Consider the following 18896-nt stretch of genomic DNA (forward strand, 5'->3'; position numbering starts at 1 on the left):
TCGACGTTGACGACGTCCATGATGACGCCGCCCTTGAGCATCTCAGCCATACCGCGCTTCACGCGGTTGCTGCCCGTTGCATTCTTGATGAAGTTTCCGGAACTGAAAGCTTTCCCTTGCGTTGACATGAGTACTCCTATCGGAAGTAGCTGAACTTCAGCTTCTGGTAATGGACTTTGGAAGCTCTAGGCGAATCACCCAGAGCCCGAACGGAGGCACTCCTCCCTGCGATAGTCAGGCGAGCATGGCAACGCCCCTGAAAAGGATTAGAACGGCGCCGGTGAACGCCAGCACCAGGACGGCGGTCATGCTCGCCCTGGGCGGAACCCGTGGCCCGAGTACATTTCCAAGCACTATTCCGCCCGTGAGGGCCAGACCACAGGACAACCATTGGAGGCCATCAAGAGCTGGCATCTCGCGTTTCGCGGCGAGGGAGGCAAGCCCCACCCCTAAGAAGTAAAGCTGTGCGCTGGCTGCAAATGCTCTGTGCTGCCATTGGCTGGCCTGTGCGTACGCAGCCACAGCCGGTCCCCCGACCCCTGCCGTTACATTCATGAAGCCTGAGATAAATCCAGCGATCCCCGCCCCCAGCCTGCCGCGGAGAACTACAGGTGGCGTGCGTACGGTAAGGCTTGCGGCCAGGGCAACTATGATCATGGCGCCGACAATGATTGAAAGCAGGGAAGACGGCATGTGGATGGCAACCCACGAGCCGGGAACAATGGCCACGATGGCGGGCCCCAGCATGAGGAGCACCCGGCGGAACTCCACTTCCCTGAAGACTTGGACCAAGACCAGCAATGACGTGAGAGTGCCCAACGCATTTACCAGCAGCACGCCGTTAAATGGTCCGAGGAGCATGCTCAGGAACGGTGCGGCAACGAGCGCGAATCCAACACCCGTAATGCGTTGCGTGGACGCGCCAAGGAAGGTTGCTCCTCCCAGCGCTGCCAGGGCCCACACGTAGTCGGCATTCACCGGAATCGGATCCAGGGCTACCGCGTCAATCACTTTCAGTTCCCGCGCCATGCCGCTTACCGGCCAAGGCAGCAGTCATGCGGTCCTTTTCCGACTTGCCTGCGGACGTTTGCCGCATACATCGACCACGGAAGGATGCGAGGCTCTTCTCATATGCCTGCTGCACGGACACATCCTTTCGCTGGAGAAACACTCGGCCGGATTCCAGTATATATGACTCCACGTTCCGAATTCCGGAATGCATTGATGGAAACGCGTGAACCGGCGAGCACGACTGAACCGCAATGCCGGCATCCCGCGGAGCCCTGCGGGCGGATACTTTGGGCAAGGGCCAAATGCGCATGCCCTGTCATCGAGGTTGAGGGCGGGAGTAGGTTCAGGGAATGGGCTGGCTCCTTCGTTTCAGTTCCATCTGGTTCTGTGAACCGCAACATCGGCTACGTAGGTTTGGGCTACACCAAATGAAGTGGGCTGGATCACTCACAGCTAGACTGTGCGGGCAGATCTCACGGCGCCCTCTGGTCTTCCGCCTCTTAGCCCAGGCGAAAAGCGCACTTTAGCTGGTTCCGTCAATCATTGGAGGAAACGTGGACAGCGCCGAACCTCGGCAAGCCGAGAGCCCAAGCCTTAGCAAGGGCCTGAAAAACAGACACATGAACCTGATTGCCATCGGAGGCGTCATTGGGGCCGGCCTCTTCGTCGGCAGCGGCGTGGTTATCAGCAGCACTGGCCCAGCCGCAATCGTCTCCTTCTCCATTGCAGGCCTTATCACCTTGCTTCTAATGCGCATGCTGGCCGAAATGGCAGTGGCCCGCCCGGTGGTCGGATCTTTTTACGTCTATGCACGGCAGGCCCTGGGACAACGGGCAGGGTTCGCTACCGGATGGATGTACTGGTACTTTTTCGTGATCGTTGTTGCTATCGAAGCGATAGCTGGCGGCCGGATAATCCAACTCTGGTTTCCCGATATCCCGCTGTGGATACTCAGCCTGGGCCTGATGATCATTTTGAGCGCCACGAACATGGTTTCAGCCCGGTCCTTTGGTGAGTTCGAATACTGGTTCTCCTCCATCAAAGTGGTAGCCATCATTGTTTTCCTGTGCCTGGGGATCCTCTGGATAACCGGCGTCTGGCCTGATTCAACGCCGGGATTCGGCAACCTCTTTGACCATGGGGGCTTCACGCCCCTGGGCTGGGGAGCCGTCATGGCCGCCGTAGTGCCTTGTGTCGCCTTCTACACCGGGGCGGAAATTGTCACCATTGCAGCAGCCGAAGCCGAAGACCCGGAACGTTCCGTGAAGCGGGCAATGCGTTCTATCGTCGCCAGAATCGTGACTTTCTATGTGGGTTCTATCTTTGTGGTCGTTTGCATCCAAAGGTGGGATGCCGAGAGCGTCGGGATCAGCCCCTACGCGGCAGTACTTGATGTCATGGGTATCCCTGCCGTATCCGTCATCATGAACGGAATTGTGCTGACAGCGGTCCTTTCCTGCTTGAACTCTGCGCTTTACACCACTTCGCGCATGCTTTTCGCTCTAACGCGCAACGGCGATGCCCCCAAGTTCTTTACCAAACTCTCCAAAGGCGGCGTGCCGCGCCGTGCAATTCTGCTCGGAACAACGGTTGGCTATATTTCGGTTATATGCGTCTATTTGTGGGGAGAAGTGGTTTTCACGTTCCTGGTGAACTCCTACGGCGCCGTTGCTCTGTTCGTTTATCTGGTGATTGCCATTTCCCAGGTAGTGCTGCGTAAACGACTCGATCGGGAAGATCCCGCAGCCCTGAAACTCAAGATGTGGTTGTTCCCATGGCTAAGCTACGCGACCATAGCGCTCATGCTCAGCGTCATAGCTGCAATGGCCATCCTTCCCAGCACCCAGTCACAGTTCCTGATGAGCGGCCTCACACTGATTGTGATCCTGCTTAGTTACGAAATGCGCAGACGGTACGGAAAACGTCCGGAAAGCGAGCAAGAACATCCAACCCGGGCGGACGCGGCCGGTGATGCCCAAGCTAACGAAGAAGATGCAGAGCAGCCCGGAAAAATGGAGACGGACCTGACAAGGACGCTGCACTAATCCGCACTAATCCGCCCTTGAAGCGTTGAAGGAAACCCGCTGTGGGAATTGGCAATGGAGCTACTCACAGCGGGTTTCTGCGTGCCGGCGGCTGTGTAGGATCCCTTGGTTCTCCGTGGATCGGAGGGCCCTGCCGCCGGGTCGGGGATTTGGTCGCTGGGTCCGGCATGACCTTTTTGCCCTGAGGTCTACTGCGGGTGAAGGCATCTTAGACAAGCCGTTTCCTCAGGACGAGGCGCGGCTGCACGACCTGTTCACCGGGCCTGCAGCAGCACGGGCGGGTGCAGATTTTCCTGCTCTGGAGCAGGTCTTCCCAGGAACCGTGCTGACCCGATCCCCGGTGCTGGAGCAGGCTCCCGGCGCACCTGGCTGGGCCCCAGGGCGTGGCAACGTGCTACCCGGGGTAGGACCCACAGCCGTAAGACCTGTTGGACATTATGGACGGGGTCTTTTCGGCGCTGGACGAGCACATGAGCAGGGCGTGAGCGCCGTCGGCACCGAAGCCGTCGAGCGGGTCATTCCCCCGCGTCGCGCACAGCTCGAGGAGCTCGAACGCCGACGCGTCACCGTGTCCGGGGAAGTCGAAAGGCTTTCGATGACTTCCCTCTTTCCCAGGTCTTGATGTGCATGCCGGGAGTTGGCATCAAGACTTGGCCGCGCACGCCGGCATCGTCCCGTCACCGTGATAGCCGTTAGCGGCTTTTGAGCAGCATCCCGAGCACCTGGTTGACGACGGCAGGCGTGGTTCCCTGGCTCAAATCCAACGCGAGGTTCCTCCGGTAGTAAGGGGACAAATCCAGCCCTACCCCCAGTCCAAAAATCTCTGTGCTGCCGGAAACCTCATGGGCGGTCACCACATTCTGCAGGTGCTGCTCCAAGTAATGGCTGTCGTTGGCCAGCCCCGTGGCACCATCCATCGGGCTGCCGTCGGAAATCACGAGCAGGATCCGGCGTCCCGAGGCACCGATTCCGGTGCCATCTTCCGCGAGCCGGGCGCATGCCCAGTCCACGGCTTCGCCGTCGACCCCCTCGCGGAACAAGTCCTTTTTCATCAGCCCGGCGATTCCGGAGCGTGCCCGGCGCCAAGGTGTATCACCATCTTTGAAAACCAGGTGCCGCACCTCATTGAGCCGTCCTGGATACGCTGGTCTTCCCGCCCGGATCCAGTCTTTCCCGGCACGGCCGCCGTTCCATGCGCCGGTAGTAAAGCCCAGGATCTCGCACCGCGCACCTGCCAGTTCCAATGCGCGGGCGTAGACGTCCACGAGCGCGGCGACGGCGGCACCGTACTCCTTCATGGACCCGGAGCAGTCCACGAGGAACGTCACTTTGGCCTCTGCACGGCGTTCGATGCGTTCAGTCCTGAAAACCCTGCGGTCCCCTGAGGAGGTGACGAGCCGGGCTAGCCTGCTGCCATCAAGGCGGCCCTCCAAGGCGTCGCCGTCCCATCCATCCTCGTCGTCTGCGGACAGGATCGCGGCCAAGGCCCGCCCCAGCCGGGGCACGTTGATGCCCCGCCGGGCTATATCGTCGTCGAGCTGTTTGCGGTAGCCGCGCAGCAGCTCGGCGCGGACCAGACCTGCGACCTGGAATTGCTGGTCGTAGGAGGTGGTGTACTGCCGATAGATGCCCTGGCCAATCTGAAGGGCGTCGCTGCGCCCGTATCCTGCGATGGGAATATGGTCGTCGTTCGTGTCCTGGTCGAATAGCAGCTGGAACTGAGTCAATCGGCCGCTGGGGCGCGCGGGTCCCGTTTCCCTGGATTCCAGCTGCTCACTTAGGGCCCCGACGGTCTCGGCGATGGCAAGGGCATGAGGGGCGAAACCTGACTGCGAGAAGCGTTCGCGGCGCAGGGCGGCAAGGTGGGCGCCGATGTACGGGGCAAGGTCCATCCGGGTTGATTCAATTCGGTCTTCGATGTCCGGAGGCATTGGCTCGGTGGTGATTCGTGCGCGGCAAACCTGGGCCACGGTGAACAGGATGATTCCCAACGCGCTGTCGATCAGAGGGGAAGCCTCGAACTCCCGGGACCACTGCTGGAAACGTTCGTGGAGATTGGCCCTGACCCCGGGCATGGCAGGATCGACCAGCGACTCGGCGCGGAACTGCTCAAGCATCTCGAACACCAAGACTCGGGCGGGTGTGTCCGGGCAAAGTCGTTGATGCAGGACGGCATCACTCTTCTTCAGGCGCAGCGCCATGCCGTCGGCCGCACCACGGAATGACGCGGGCCTGGAATCGCAGGTTTGCGGGTGAAGATGCGGCGCCGGCATTGGCACCGGCTTCTCCCCGTGATAGAGGACCGGGCCGCGGAAGTGCAGGCCGCGCCGGCCGCTGAGCGCGCGCAGCGCAGCGGCCCCCAGTTCCATGGTCTGCTTGCGGCGGCGCAGCAATACGGCAGCGGTCTCTCGGGAGGCGGCTGCCGCCCCGTACCGGTCCGTCTGTTCCTTATCTTCCGTCAGCGAGGCCATGGGCGGCTTTACCCGGCGGCTGCGAAGGCGCTGTCCGGCACATGAGCCGCAGAACTGAGTCCGTCCAGTTCACGGTCGAAGCAGCGCTGAAAATATTCAGCGATGATTGCGTGTTCGGCTTCGTCGCACTTGTTGACGAAAGACAGCAGGAATGCCTTGCCGGGATCGCCGAAGATCCCAATATTCTCGGCCCAGGTGATCACGGTGCGTGGGGACATCAGCGTAGACAGGTCGCCCACCTTAAAGCCGTCCCGGGTCAGTTTTGCCACAGCCACCATGGAAGCCACCAGTTCTCGCCCGGCCGGATGGTCCATCTCCGGGACCCGTGCCATCACGATTTCCAGCTCGTCCTCCGCCGGAGGATGGTTGAGGGCGGCGACGATGTTCCAGCGGTCGATCTGGGCGTGATTGAGTCGCTGGACGCCGTGGTACATACCGTTAAGATTGCCAAGTCCTACAGTGTTGGCCGTGGCAAAGAGGCGGAAGCCTGGATGCACGTCCAGGACCCGGTTCTGATCGAGCAGTGTCAGTTTGCCGTCACGCTCCAAGAGCCGCTGGATTACGAACATCACGTCCGGCCTCCCTGCATCGTACTCATCGAGAATAAGTGCCACCGGCCGTTGGATGGCCCAGGGGACGATTCCCTCCTGGAACTCAGTGATCTGTTTGCCGTCCTTAAGGACAACAGTGTCGCGCCCCACCAGATCCAGTCGGCTGATATGCCCGTCCAGGTTGACACGTACGCACGGCCAGTTCAGCCGGGCGGCCACCTGCTCAATGTGTGTGGACTTACCCGTTCCGTGGAGTCCCTGAAGCAGCATTCGCCGGTTCCGGGTAAAGGCCGCCAGGATGGCCAGCGTTACATCGTGGTTGAACCGGTAGGCCGGGTCAGCCTCAGGGACATGGTCATCGGGCTCACGGAAGGCGGCTACCTTGAGATCCGAGTCGATGTTGAACACGTCCCGGACAGAAACCATATGATCCGGCATCAGTCTTGTCAGCTGCTCCATAGCTCCCCCTCAATATCGCTGGCCGATCCTTCGGTCGCATCCCCGCCGTCGGTCCTGCCTGTATAGGACTCTGCTTCAATTCGACCTATCTCGGCGGCCGCACGCTGGAGCGCGGGGAGCAGTTTCAGACCTTTTTCCGGCGTCAACCGCATGACGGGAGCCTGCACCGCGACACACAAATTGGACACGGCATTCGTCGTGGGCACCAGCACTGCGACGCAGACCAACCCCGGAAGGAACTCCTCGTCATCGATGGCATAACCATCCCTCCGGACGCGCTGCAGCTCGGCCTCGATCAAGTCCGGATCGGTCACAGTCTTGTTCGTATAGCGGGCAAGCGGAGCGGATGCAATGAGCCGCTTCCGCTGGGCTGGACTGAGCTGCGAGAGGATCATTTTTCCACTTGCCGAGCAGTGAACAGGCACCCGGGAACCCGGCTGAAGCGTGATCCGCAATGGCTCGGAGGTTTCGATCCGGTCCAGATATAGCACTTCACTGCCAGATACAGCAGTGACATTGCAGCTCTCCCCCAGTTCATTCACCAGATTGCGGAGCACCGCGTGACGTGCCCCGTGGTGGATGTCATTAATCAGGAGATCCTCGGCCATGCGCCGCAGGCGGCTTCCGGTGCCGTAGTGCCTGCCGTTGTTCTCCCGAATCAGCAGTCCGGAGCTTTCCAGCTGGTGCAGCATGCGGTGGAGGGTTGGCTTAGGAGTGCCGGTCTCCTCCGCTAGCCCCTGAAGCGTGAAGAGCTGGTCCTTGGTGGCGATCAGTTCGAGCAGGGAGAACAGACGCATAGTAGGTGTCTCCCCCGCCAGCTCAGTCAGCGTTTGACCGTCCTGATTGTTGTTTAGCCTGCGAATCTCAGCCATTACCGTCTCCTCCACCCGATGTATCCTCGGCGCCTTCGTCGTTTTATTGTACGCCACGTTCCATATTCTCGAATAGGCATTGACCGGTAGATGCTTTTCGCCTAATCTCAGGTTGACCACCAAAAAAAGGAACGATAGGTTCCGTTTTTTGATATTTCAACGAGCACGGCCAGTCCTGTAGGGCTAGCCAGCCCTGTAGGAGGAGAAGCAATATGAGCCAAGACACAATCGACATCTCTGACGTCACCGACGCCGGAACGGGTCCGGCCACAAATGACCTGCCGGCCAGCGAGGCCTCTGCCACGGCACCCCGGTCAGTGGTTCAAGGTGCTCAAAAGATGACTCCGTCAGAAGCATTCGTGGAGACTTTGGTGGCAAACGACGTCACTGACATCTTCGGCATCATGGGGTCTGCATTCATGGACGCCATGGACATCTTCGCGCCTGCAGGAATTCGTCTGGTTCCGGTCGTCCATGAGCAGGGCGCTGCCCATATGGCAGATGGCTATGCCCGCGCCAGTGGCCGACACGGCGTCGTCATCGGTCAAAATGGACCTGGCATCAGCAACTGCGTCACCGGCATCGCTGCTGCCTTCTGGGCCCACAGCCCCGTGGTCATCGTTACGCCGGAGGCCGGCACCATGGGCATGGGTCTCGGCGGATTCCAGGAAGCCAAGCAGTTGCCCATGTTCCAGGAATTCACGAAGTACCAGGGCCACGTGACTCACCCCGCCCGTATGGCCGAATTCACTGGCCGCTGCTTCGATCGGGCAATGTCCGAAAACGGGCCGACTCAGCTGAACATTCCGCGCGACTACTTCTACGGCGAGATCACAGCCGAAATCCCGCAACCGCGCCGGGTGGACCGTGGTGCCGGCGGCACGAAGAGCCTGGACGAGGCCGCAGCGCTGCTGGCAACGGCCAAATTTCCAGTAATCGTTTCAGGCGGCGGCGTGGTCATGGCCGACGGAGTCGAGGAATGCAAGGCTCTCGCCGAACGTCTGGGAGCTCCCGTCGTCAACAGCTATCAGCACAACGACTCCTTCCCGGCCAGCCATCCGCTCTGGGCGGGGCCGCTCGGCTACCAGGGATCAAAGGCGGGCATGAAGCTCATCTCCCAGGCCGACGTCGTTGTCGCCCTCGGCACCCGCCTCGGCCCCTTCGGTACCCTGCCCCAGTATGGCCAGGCTTACTGGCCCACAAATGCCAAAATCATCCAGATCGATGCCGACCACACCATGCTGGGCCTGGTCAAGAAGATCAGTGTCGGAATTTGCGGTGATGCCAAGGCTGTGGCACTCGAACTGCGCAACCGCCTGGAGCAGCTCACCCTCGCATGCGATGCCACCAAGGCAGAGCGCGCCGCCACCATCAAGGCCGAGAAGGAAAGCTGGGAGCAAGAACTGTCAGCATGGACCCATGAAACGGATGATTACAGCCTTGACATGCTCGAAGAGCACAAGCAGGAGGAGGGCAATTGGCTGTCCCCGCGTCAGGTGCTGCGCGAACTGGAAAAGGCCATGCCGGAAGACGTCATGGTCTCCACCGACATCGGAAACATCAACTCGGTTGCTCACAGCTACCTCCGCTTCGAGAAGCCGCGCAGCTTCTTCGCGCCGATGAGCTTCGGCAACTGCGGCTACGCGCTGCCCACCATGATCGGCGCCAAGGCGGCCGCCATGCACAGGCCGGCGGTTGCCTACGCAGGCGACGGGGCATGGGCGATGAGCATGGGAGAAGTCCTCACTGCTGTCCGCCACGACATTCCTGTCACCGCGATCGTGTTCCGCAACCGGCAATGGGGCGCGGAAAAGAAAAACCAGGTCGAGTTCTATAACCGGCGTTTCGTTGCCGGTGAACTCGACAATGAGAACGAGAGCTTCGCTGCCATGGCGCAGACGATGGGAGCCGAAGGCGTAGTTGTCGATCAGCTCGAAGAGGTAGGCCCCGCCCTCCAGCGTGCCCTCGCTGCGCAGATGAACGAGGGAAAAACCACGGTCATCGAGATCATGTGCACGCGAGAGCTTGGCGACCCCTTCCGCCGTGATGCGCTGGCGAAGCCGGTCCGCCTGCTCGAGAAGTACAAGGACTACGTCTAAGCCAGAAGCCAGTCCTGTGGTCGCTGTGGAGGTCTTCCCTGGAAGGCCTCCACAGGTCTTTCCACGAGGTATTTGCAGTCCCGCGCCAAGCAGTGCAAGGAGGCGGGAAATCAGATGCCCCTGCTCAGAAATGACGTACTTCCCCTGATCGTCGCTTGCTGGTTCAGCCCTTCATTCATTTCCCAACCCACCGCCGCCCGACCGCTTTTCGGCCTCCCCACAGAAAAGGACTTCTCAACATGACACCCCACCCCACCCTGAAAGTCCCGGCCTCCCACCAGGCCCTTAATGTGATTGCGAAAGTCAACACCGGCCTGTACATAGACGGCGAGTGGGCAGAGTCCTCTACCGGTGCCCGTTTCGCCGTCGTCAACCCCGCCACGGAGGAGGTCATCGCGACGGTGGCCGACGGCGGTCCCGAAGACGCCCGCCGGGCGATCGAAACGGCCGGCCGGGAGCAGAAGGCGTGGGCCAAGACTCCGCCCCGCGAGCGGAGCGAAATCCTGCGGCGTGCCTTCGAACTGATCATGGCCCGGCAGGACGAGCTGGCCCTCATCATGACGACCGAGATGGGCAAGCCGTTCGCTGAAGCCAAGGGAGAAGTGGCCTACGCTGCAGAATTCTTTCGCTGGTTCTCCGAGGAGGCCGTCCGCATCGGCGGTGACCTGACTACCACCGGTGACGGCAAGAACCGGATTCTCGTCTCGAAGGAGCCGGTGGGCCCGTGCGTACTGGTGACGCCCTGGAACTTCCCGCTGGCCATGGCTACACGAAAGATCGGCCCGGCGATCGCAGCCGGGTGCACCATGGTTTTCAAGCCTGCCAACCTCACCCCACTGTCCTCGCTGGCACTGGTGGACATCCTCATCGAAGCCGGCCTGCCCAAGGGCGCTCTCAACGTCGTCACCACCACCAAAGCCTCCGAGGTGGTCACCCAATGGATGGAAAGCGGCATCGCACGTAAGATCAGCTTCACCGGCTCCACGGGAGTGGGCGTCCGCCTCCTTGAACAGGCGGCAAAGAACGTCATGCGCTCCTCAATGGAACTCGGTGGAAACGCACCCCTGATCGTGTTTGAGGATGCCGACCTGGATCGGGCAGTGGAAGGCGCATTCACTGCCAAAATGCGGAACATGGGCGAGGCCTGCACTGCCGCCAACCGGATTTTCGTCCAGCGCGCAGTGGCCGCCGACTTCTCGGCGCGGCTCGCCAAGCGTCTCGGAGCCCTCAAGATTGGCGACGGCGCGGAGGAAGGCACCGACGTCGGCCCGTTGGTGGAGGAAAAGGCCCTGCACAAGGTCCAGGAACTGGTGGACGATGCCGTTGCCAAGGGCGCCACAGTAGTCTGCGGCGGCTCCCGCCCTGAAGGCAGAGGGTACTTCTACTCCCCCACAGTTCTTTCGGACGTCACCCCGGACGCCGCACTGATGAGCGAGGAGATCTTTGGCCCGGTTGCCCCGATAATTCCCTTCGACACCGAAGAGGAGGTAATCCGCATGGCCAACGACACCCAATGGGGCCTGGCCAGCTACGTCTTTACACAGGACCTGGACCGCGCCTTCCGCGTGGGCGAGGAACTGGAGGTCGGCATGGTAGGCCTGAACACGGGCCTTGTCTCCAACCCCGCGGCACCCTTCGGCGGCATCAAAGCCTCCGGCCTCGGCCGCGAAGGCGGACGACTTGGCCTCGAGGAATTCCTCGAGATCAAGTACATGGCCATTCCCCGTCTGTGAGCAGTGTGGGCTCGGTGAAACCAGGCGTTCGCATGCAGCGAGAAGGCTGCATGGTCCGCTTGTCCCGGCGGCGAGGATGCTAGTGCAGGTCGGGCGGGAATGGCCATCCACGACGACACGGACACATCGTAGGCGGGCCGGCGGCTGACCCCGGGCTTGTCATCTTCGCAGCGGCGGATCATCCCTTCGGTACGCTTGCAGTCCGCCGGGCCGAAGAGTGCGGGCGGCTGGAGCATTCCTCCATTGCTTCTGGGCCATGCTGCGGCAGTCCCGGCCCGGCGCCCAGGGGCCGGGACCGAGACCTGGACCCGTTCCGCGCCCCGCGCGGAAACACCGGTCAACTACGTCCTGCGCCAGCTGCAGCCGGCCGTGAGGGGTCTGCTAGCCAGCTGTTTTATCCGCTGAATCTCCGCCGGCAAGCAGGATTTTCGCTGTCTCGCCGACCAACGCGAGTCCTTCCCCTATTGCACGCGTGGGGATGGCGCCGAAGCCAACTCTGAAGCAGTTCCGGGGCGCATCTGGCTGGATGAAATAGATGTCCCCGCGCTCAATGAGGACTCCCCGTCGCTCCACCCTCCTTACCAACTCCAAGGCATCCAATGCGGGCGGCCCGGTAACCCAAAGACTGACGCCCCCTGGCGGATAGCTGCTCTGCTCCCAAGGCAGGTATTGTGCTGAGAAATTGCTGACCATTTCCCAACGGGATTTCATCTGCCGGCGGTGGCGCCGAAGTGCCCGGTGGTAATCCCCGCTGTCAATCATCAAAGCGAGCGCGCGCTGCAAATGTCCTGGCGGGTGACGGACCTGGTAACGGCGCACCTTCTTCAACTCACGGATGAGTTCAGCCGGGCCGACGAGGAAACCCAAGCGCAAACCGGGCGACAAGAACTTGGAAAACGTCCCCAAATACAGGACATCTCCTGTGGAATCCAAGGCTTTTAGCGCCGGACTAGGGCTGCCTTCATAGCGGAACTCGCTATCGTAGTCATCCTCGATAACCACCGTTGCAGAGGCTGCCGCAAGCTTGAGAAGCCGATGGCGACGCTCCATGCTCAGTGTCACATTAGTGGGATGGTGATGGCTGGGAGTGACATATACCAAGGCAGTTCCGTTGAGGGTGGTCGGCAGACAGAGGCCGTCTTTGTCGACATCGATTCCGTAGACCTGCGCGCCGGTGCGCAGGAAGATATGGCGGGCGTCGAGGTAGCCGGGATTCTCGATCGCTACACGCTGATGTGATCCGAGCAGCGTCCGGGCCAGCAGGTCCAATCCCTGCTGAGACCCAACGGTGATAAGTATTTCGTCTGCGCCGGCCTCGATCCCGCGGGCGGGCAGTATCTGGCGCCGGATCATGTCAATCAGCATGGGATCGTCCGCGCCGACACTGTCCTGGAGGCTGGCGAAGCGATGGGGCTGGTAAAGCGCCTCCCGGAGGCTGCGAACCCAAGCCGTTGCTGGAAAGCTCTGGACATCGACCTGACCGGCCACGAAAGGGTATGGATATTTATGCCAGTCGGGCGTCTTTTCCACCTCCGGCACACCCTCGTCGGCATACCGGCGCATTCTGGAAGACCAATCGATCATCGAATCCGTCGTCTGGACGTCAGCCTCAGCGGCAGCGACCATCTCAGGATTTACGAAAATACCGCGGCGCTCGTGGCTCAGCACGAGTCCCTCCGTGAGTAACTCCTGATACGCGAGATTGATGGTGTTGCGTGAGACCTTGAGTTCGGCGGCCAGTTCACGGGAACTGGGGAGTCTACGGCGTGAGTCGAAAATGCCGACAGCGATACCGTGCTCAACCACGCGCCGGACCTGCCGGTAAAGGGGCTCGTTTGAACCGCGATCAATCTCAATTAGCGTCCGTGCCACGACTGCCTCCAGATTGGTAGCTGAGGTATCGGAACTGGAAGGGGCGGGGGGAGTTCGGCGCTGAACTTCCCCCGCCCATGACCTCGTTATTACTCTAGCTACGTGCCATTGCTTTCGATGAATCAATTACGGCAATCCCATGGGCTGCCCCTACCGCCGCGTTGGTGAGGCTTCCGCCCACGGTGCTCAAGCCGGCCCGGAGCGCTGCGTTCTCTGCGAGAGCACGTTCGATGCCCTTGTCGGCGAGCTGCAGAACATAGGGCAGCGTCACGTTTGTCAGAGCATAGGTGGAGGTATGGGGAACAGCGCCCGGCATGTTTGCCACGCAATAGAAAACTGAACCGTGGACGCGGAAGGTCGGTTCCTGGTGCGTAGTGGGCCGTGAATCCTCAAAGCATCCGCCTTGGTCGATGGCGATGTCTACAAGAACGCTGCCAGGCTTCATTCGGGAGACCAGCTCGTTGGAGATAATCTTGGGGGCCTTGGCGCCGGGGACCAGAACCGCACCAATCACCAGATCCGCTTGAAGCACTTCGTGTTCGATGGCCATCTGGTTCGCGGCCAGCGTTCGGACGCGGCCCTGGTACATGCGGTCCGCGGCGCGCAACTTGTCAACGTTCTTGTCGAATAGGACTACGTCTGCCCACAGCCCGGCGGCCACCGAAACAGCATTCATACCGGATACGCCAGCGCCGATAACCACTACCCGTGCGGGTGCCACTCCAGAGACCCCGCCGATCAGGATGCCACGGCCGCCCTCGGGTCGGGTCAGGCACTGAGCACCAACGAGCGGAGCGAGTCGGCCGGCGACTTCACTCATCGGAAACAACAACGGCAGAGAACCGTCTTCAAGCTGAACGGTCTCATAGGCTATCGAAGTACTGCCGGCGTCCAGCAACGCCCAGGTGCAGGCCTGGTCAGCGGCCAAGTGAAGATACGTAAAGATCGTCAGATCCGGCCGCATCCGATGGTATTCCTCGGCGATCGGCTCCTTCACCTTCAGCAGCAGATCGGCCATGGCCCACACCTCATCCGCTGTGTCCACAATGACGGCTCCCGCCAGCGTAAAGGCATCGTCGGAAATCGAGGAGCCAGCTCCCGCGCCGGCTTCGATGAACACTTCGTGCCCATGGCTCAGGAGTTCGTGTACTCCCGCGGGAGTGACGGCCACGCGGTATTCGTGGGACTTTACTTCTTTCGGGACGCCGATTTTCATGTGGGGACCTCCGTGCGGTAGTTGGGTGTTCTCAACACTCGCCGTGCCGACTGCACAGCATTATCGAAGTATGGCCCTGCGTGCTTAGGTCCAGAAGGTCCAGAATGGCGCCAACCTATGGAACCAGACTGGACCCATCAGTTAGGAGGCATTTGGCCCTGACGCGCCAAAGAAACCCGGCCTAGGCTTTCGCTCATTGCTATTCACCTCGAAAGAAGGAGATGGTCGTGGACGCAACCACGCTACGGGCCCAGGCCCGACGACACCTCGGACCCCATTTCACACGCAAGGACACGTGGGACAGTGAGTTCCCCATTTTTGTCCGCGGAGAAGGAAGCTACCTCATCGACACCGAGGGCGATCGTTACCTGGATGGTTTGGCGGGGCTTTTCTGCGTCAATATGGGCCATGGGCGAGCAGACATAGCCAAGGCAGCCAGCGAACAAATCAATACCCTCGCATACGCCTCCAATTGGGGAGCCGCGCACCCGCCGGCTATCGAAGCTGCTGCTCTTATCGCTGAGTTGGCTCCGGGTGATCTGGGTACGACCTTCTTCGTAAACTCCGGCTCAGAGGCCGTTGAGACGGCGCTGAAATTCGCCCGCCAGTACTTCCGTAGTCAAGGCCAGCCGCAGCGGACCAAGGTCATCAGCCGGAACATGGCCTACCACGGCACTACCATGGGCGCGCTCTCCATCACCCAGCTACCGAAGATCAAGGACCCCTTCGGCGAACTCCTGCCGGGCATCCGTAGCGTTCCGAACACGCTCGGTTACACCGGGGACTGTGGCCCAGTCACAGAACTGGACTGCTTCCAAGCCATCGAACGGACCATTCTCGAAGAGGGTCCCGAGACAATCGCGGCCATCTTCGCCGAGCCCGTGCAGAACGGCCGCGGTGCACTGGTGGCGCCCACTGGCTACTGGCCGGCGCTGCGTGCGTTGTGTGACAAGTACGGAATCCTGCTGGTGTCTGACGAGGTGATCTGCTCCTTTGGACGTCTTGGACATTTCTTCGGCTACGGCCTGACAGGCGTCGTTCCGGACCTGGTTACGTTTGCGAAGGGATCCACCTCGGGTTACGCGCCCCTCGGCGGCATGATTGTCCGGGAAAAGCTGGTCCAGGAGCTGTTCAGCTCCTCCAAGGGAGGCGTCTTCACTCATGGCGCCACGTGGGGCGGACACCCGGTATCGACGGCAGTCGCAGTCGCCAACATCACGGCCATGCGTGACGAAAACGTCCTGGGCAACGTCCAGGAAAACGGGCCGAAAATAATGGAGGCGCTCGAGTCCCTGAAGAGTTCGCACCGCTGTGTCAAGGCCATCCGGGGTACGGGCTTCTTCTACGCAATCGAACTCATGGCTGACAGTTTCAGCGGCCGGGAACTGACTGAGACTGAATCGCTGACCGTACTACGCGAAGTGCTGCCCGAATCCTTCAAACGGACGAAGGTGATCCTGCGCGGCGATGACCGGGGCGCAACCATGATCATGATCTCCCCGCCATTGGTCGCCGACAGCGATGTGCTGTCCGAACTCCTCCATGGTGTGGATGGAATGCTCAATGACATCGAAAAGGCCATTCAGCCTTAGGCCGTGCCTCCGGGTTAAGAGGTGGGGGTCCGCCGTCGCGGACCCCCACGGATCAATTCAAGAAGGGGAGCCATGGGAATCGCTCTAATTGATCGGAATCGGGCGCAGGCAGCGGCTCTTCCAGGCATCGCGACCTCTGAACGTTGGCGCCAGGAACTGTCCGGGCAGGCGAAGGTTGTCGCATTCGCCGATGGAGAGGATCCACGGGCCGTCTTTGCCGCCAGCGCACTGGCGGCCGAAGGAATCATTCAACCCCGGTTGATCGGCAGAAGTGCCCGGATCCGGCAGGCGGCCAAGGACGTCGGCTGTGTCCTGCCGGAAGCCACAATCCTCGACTGCTGCAGCCTCGCCCACGACACCACCATCAGGTCATGCCTGGAGGAGGCCTACGCCAGCAGGCCCGAACAGCTGGCCATGGCGCGGCATGAATCAGTTCATCTCGCCGCTGCTGCATTGCGCGCCGGGTTCGTGGACGCCTCCGTCGCCGGAGCAGGAAGCCCCACGGCACACGTCCTACGGGCAGCTCTCCGCGTTGTGGGCCTCGCTCCTGCCTGCACAACATTGAGCGGCTCCTTCCTGATGTTACTTCCGGACGAAAGAGAACTTTCTTTCGGCGACTGCGCCGTCGTGCCCAACCCTTCTGCAGAACAACTGGCAGACATAGCGGCATCCGCAGCCCACACCCATCACGTTCTGACAGGGCAGGACCCGAAAGTGGCCATGTTGTCCTTCAGCACCCAAGGCAGTGCTGCCCATCCGGACGTGGAAAAGGTTAAGGATGCAATGAAGATCCTGCGCGACCGGCACCCGCTGCTTCAAGTCGACGGGGAATTACAGTTTGATGCTGCCCTGGTTCCTCACATTGGGGCATCGAAGGCGCCGCAGTCAGAAGTCGCAGGCCGCGCAAACGTGCTGATTTTCCCCACCCTGGATGCAGGAAATATCGGATACAAGATCGCGGAGCGACTCGGCGGTGCTGTGGCGGTGGGACCGATACTGCAGGGCCTAAATGCCCCCATGAACGACCTGTCCCGGGGATGCAGGGCAGAAGACATCATCTTCCTCGGTCTGTTGAGCGCCGTCCAATCACTTCCGAACCGCCATAACAAAGCGTCATCCACCTCCACGTCCTGACTTCCAGCCATCCCCCTCGAGCCCCCGGAGCCGTAGATGCCTCCGGCGCTCATCCATTTTCTGTCCTCAAGAAAGGAGATTCGGTCCGATCCTGTATCTGCAGGCCCGGGCCGAATTCTAGAGAACCATGACCCAAGACGTGGCCACATCGGCAAAAAGCGGACGACATGACTCCTTCCTCATGCGGGCTCTGCAGCAGAAGACGCTACCGGGGCTGGCGGCGGCCGCCGCGGCCGTGGCCATCGCCTGGCTGATTCACTCGGCGGTCCCGATGCTGCCCTTCCTCACCGTGTCCGTCATCCTGGGAATTCTTTCCGCAAATCTTCCAGGGATAAGTACGGCAGTTGAAGGAGTTCTCCAGCCTGGGCTGGCACTCTCCGCAAGACGGCTCATGCGGATGGGCATCGTCCTACTTGGCCTCAAGCTCAGCCTCGTCGATGTGGTCGCGCTGGGCTGGACAACAGTAGGGATCGTCATCGGCATCGTCTTCCTAACCTTTGTCGGAACACTGCTGCTGGGCAAAGCACTGAAACTTCCGGGCAATCAGCCCCTGCTGCTGGCAACCGGGTTCTCCATTTGTGGTGCGTCCGCCATCGGAGCGATGGGCGGAGCGACCAAGACCGATCACCGGGACACCGTTGTCCCCATTGCCCTGGTGACCCTCTGCGGCACTCTGGCAATCGGTGTCCTGCCGGCACTCAAGGGACCGCTCGGGTTGGACAACATTGAATTCGGCCATTGGGTGGGAGCAAGCGTCCATGACGTTGGACAGGTTGTAGCTACGGCCCAAACCGCAGGCACAGCCGCCTTGGCCGGGGCCTTGATCATTAAGCTGACCCGCGTGCTCATGCTTGCGCCCATGGTAACGGGAGCCGCATTCGTGGAAAGACACCGCCGACGGCGGGCCGGGACCAACGCTGACGAAGGTGACGCCAAGCTTCCGCCGCTGATTCCGCTGTTCGTTGCCGGGTTTATGGCCGCAATTGTTCTACGCACAGTAGGGATCCTGCCGCCTGCGGCACTCCAAGTCGCCGGGGTGGCCCAGGATCTTCTTCTAGCCGCCGCACTCTACGGACTGGGAGCGTCGGTGCAAGTCCGCTCCCTGCTGAAAACCGGCGGAAGGGCAGTCGCCGCGGCGATGTTGTCATGGGCACTGATAGCCGTCGTGGCTTATGTGGGCGTCCAGCTCATCTAGTTGAAAGCATTCGCCCCTCCGTTCCTCCAAGTGGTTTCCAACGACACCCCGCTCCGGATATTTTCGCTGCTTTTCTTGGACATGGAACGCGCGCATGTACTTTTTGGGCTCATTCCAATAAGGCGCCCTGGACGTGGCGGAGAAGTCACGGTTACAGAAAAAACACCAGACCGGATCCACCAACCGCCACTGCCCACGAGCAGCTACGGCGGCCCAGGACCACACAAAATCCAACGAGGAGATCAACGATGACTGCAGCATTTGAGCCCACCCAGCAGACGCCCGGCCAGGACGCCCTGGAGCTCGAGTGGGCCGCCAACCCGCGCTGGGAAGGTGTGACCCGGGACTACTCAGCCTCCGACGTCGTCCGTCTCCGCGGCCGCGTCTCCGAGGAGCACACGCTGGCCCGCCGCGGTTCGGAGAAGCTGTGGAAGCAGCTCACCGAGGAGCACAAGACCGGCGGCTACACCAACGCCCTCGGCGCGTTGACCGGCAACCAGGCCGTTCAGCAGGTCAAGGCCGGGTTGCGGGCCATCTACCTTTCCGGCTGGCAGGTCGCAGCCGACGCCAACAACTCCGGCCACACCTACCCGGACCAGTCGCTTTACCCGGCCAACTCGGTTCCGACGGTGGTGCGCCGGATCAA

At 61.2% G+C, this 18896-nt stretch carries 12 protein-coding genes and 2 pseudogenes; 7 read left to right on the forward strand and 7 right to left on the reverse strand.

From position 1 onward, the window contains the following. Both PV768_RS21110 and PV768_RS21115 read right to left on the reverse strand, forming a co-directional pair. Positions 1-128 (reverse strand): annotated as a pseudogene (locus PV768_RS21110) (pyridoxal 5'-phosphate synthase lyase subunit PdxS); the annotation flags it as partial. A 106-nt stretch (positions 129-234) separates the two neighbouring features. Further along, positions 235-1011: a TSUP family transporter gene (locus PV768_RS21115; RefSeq protein ID WP_197432533.1), complete on the reverse strand. Its 777-nt coding sequence runs from the start codon at positions 1009-1011 to the stop codon at positions 235-237. 620 nt (positions 1012-1631) lie between these two features. Between PV768_RS21115 and PV768_RS21120 the strand changes: the two genes are divergently transcribed. Next, the gene (locus tag PV768_RS21120) at positions 1632-3056 is read left to right on the forward strand and encodes an amino acid permease (protein WP_157242459.1); all 1425 of its coding nucleotides are present in this window, start codon (positions 1632-1634) and stop codon (positions 3054-3056) included. 692 nt (positions 3057-3748) lie between these two features. Here the strand turns inward: PV768_RS21120 and PV768_RS21125 are convergent. From PV768_RS21125 to PV768_RS21135, 3 genes are read right to left on the reverse strand one after another with little or no spacing between them, the layout of a single operon-like run. Then, a complete protein-coding gene (locus PV768_RS21125; protein WP_421094111.1) occupies positions 3749-5527 on the reverse strand; it encodes a cobaltochelatase CobT-related protein in 1779 nt (592 codons plus the stop codon). A gap of 8 nt (positions 5528-5535) precedes the next feature. Then, a complete protein-coding gene (locus PV768_RS21130; RefSeq protein WP_421094112.1) occupies positions 5536-6537 on the reverse strand; it encodes an AAA family ATPase in 1002 nt (333 codons plus the stop codon). Continuing rightward, complete coding sequence (locus PV768_RS21135; protein WP_421094113.1) at positions 6525-7409, reverse strand: IclR family transcriptional regulator; 885 nt, start codon at positions 7407-7409, stop codon at positions 6525-6527. The genes PV768_RS21130 and PV768_RS21135 overlap by 13 nt, the downstream gene beginning before the upstream one ends. A gap of 212 nt (positions 7410-7621) precedes the next feature. Here PV768_RS21135 and xsc point away from each other — a divergent pair, with 212 nt between their 5' ends. Together xsc and PV768_RS21145 are read left to right on the forward strand one after the other, a co-directional pair. After that, positions 7622-9508, forward strand: coding sequence for a sulfoacetaldehyde acetyltransferase (gene xsc, locus PV768_RS21140; RefSeq protein ID WP_197432534.1), 1887 nt, complete (start codon positions 7622-7624; stop codon positions 9506-9508). 239 nt (positions 9509-9747) lie between these two features. Next, positions 9748-11241, forward strand: a complete 1494-nt coding sequence (locus tag PV768_RS21145) for an NAD-dependent succinate-semialdehyde dehydrogenase (RefSeq protein ID WP_157242463.1) — start codon at positions 9748-9750, stop codon at positions 11239-11241. Positions 11242-11622: 381 nt separating this feature from the next. Here the strand turns inward: PV768_RS21145 and PV768_RS21150 are convergent, their stop codons facing one another. Together PV768_RS21150 and ald are read right to left on the reverse strand one after the other, a co-directional pair. Then, positions 11623-13113 carry a PLP-dependent aminotransferase family protein gene (locus tag PV768_RS21150; protein WP_370460756.1) on the reverse strand — a complete coding sequence of 497 codons (1491 nt, stop codon included), beginning with the start codon at positions 13111-13113 and terminating at the stop codon, positions 11623-11625. Between the two features lie 94 nt (positions 13114-13207). Next, positions 13208-14329 carry an alanine dehydrogenase gene (gene ald, locus PV768_RS21155; protein WP_157242464.1) on the reverse strand — a complete coding sequence of 374 codons (1122 nt, stop codon included), beginning with the start codon at positions 14327-14329 and terminating at the stop codon, positions 13208-13210. Between the two features lie 221 nt (positions 14330-14550). On the opposite strand from ald, the gene PV768_RS21160 reads away from it, so the two are divergent. The 4 genes and pseudogenes from PV768_RS21160 to PV768_RS21175 form a co-directional block, all read left to right on the forward strand. Further along, positions 14551-15921 carry an aspartate aminotransferase family protein gene (locus PV768_RS21160; RefSeq protein ID WP_421094114.1) on the forward strand — a complete coding sequence of 457 codons (1371 nt, stop codon included), beginning with the start codon at positions 14551-14553 and terminating at the stop codon, positions 15919-15921. Positions 15922-15993: 72 nt separating this feature from the next. Further along, a complete protein-coding gene (locus PV768_RS21165; protein WP_421094115.1) occupies positions 15994-17055 on the forward strand; it encodes a phosphotransacetylase in 1062 nt (353 codons plus the stop codon). 181 nt (positions 17056-17236) lie between these two features. Further along, positions 17237-18250, forward strand: a complete 1014-nt coding sequence (locus PV768_RS21170) for a YeiH family protein (RefSeq protein WP_421094116.1) — start codon at positions 17237-17239, stop codon at positions 18248-18250. Between the two features lie 248 nt (positions 18251-18498). After that, positions 18499-18896 (forward strand): annotated as a pseudogene (locus tag PV768_RS21175) (isocitrate lyase); the annotation flags it as partial.

The organism is Pseudarthrobacter sp. CC4 (genome assembly GCF_048957775.1).
Lineage (GTDB): Bacteria > Actinomycetota > Actinomycetes > Actinomycetales > Micrococcaceae > Arthrobacter.

Bases quoted from the DNA above. Each gene is read 5' to 3' on its own strand.
- PV768_RS21120 (WP_157242459.1), top strand. From the start codon at position 1,632: ATGAACCTGATTGCCATCGGAGGCGTCATTGGGGCCGGCCTCTTCGTC.
- PV768_RS21125 (WP_421094111.1), bottom strand. From the start codon at position 5,527: ATGGCCTCGCTGACGGAAGATAAGGAACAGACGGACCGGTACGGGGCG.
- PV768_RS21130 (WP_421094112.1), bottom strand. From the start codon at position 6,537: ATGGAGCAGCTGACAAGACTGATGCCGGATCATATGGTTTCTGTCCGG.
- PV768_RS21135 (WP_421094113.1), bottom strand. From the start codon at position 7,409: ATGGCTGAGATTCGCAGGCTAAACAACAATCAGGACGGTCAAACGCTG.
- xsc (WP_197432534.1), top strand. From the start codon at position 7,622: ATGAGCCAAGACACAATCGACATCTCTGACGTCACCGACGCCGGAACG.
- PV768_RS21145 (WP_157242463.1), top strand. From the start codon at position 9,748: ATGACACCCCACCCCACCCTGAAAGTCCCGGCCTCCCACCAGGCCCTT.
- ald (WP_157242464.1), bottom strand. From the start codon at position 14,329: ATGAAAATCGGCGTCCCGAAAGAAGTAAAGTCCCACGAATACCGCGTG.
- PV768_RS21160 (WP_421094114.1), top strand. From the start codon at position 14,551: ATGGTCGTGGACGCAACCACGCTACGGGCCCAGGCCCGACGACACCTC.
- PV768_RS21165 (WP_421094115.1), top strand. From the start codon at position 15,994: ATGGGAATCGCTCTAATTGATCGGAATCGGGCGCAGGCAGCGGCTCTT.
- PV768_RS21170 (WP_421094116.1), top strand. From the start codon at position 17,237: ATGCGGGCTCTGCAGCAGAAGACGCTACCGGGGCTGGCGGCGGCCGCC.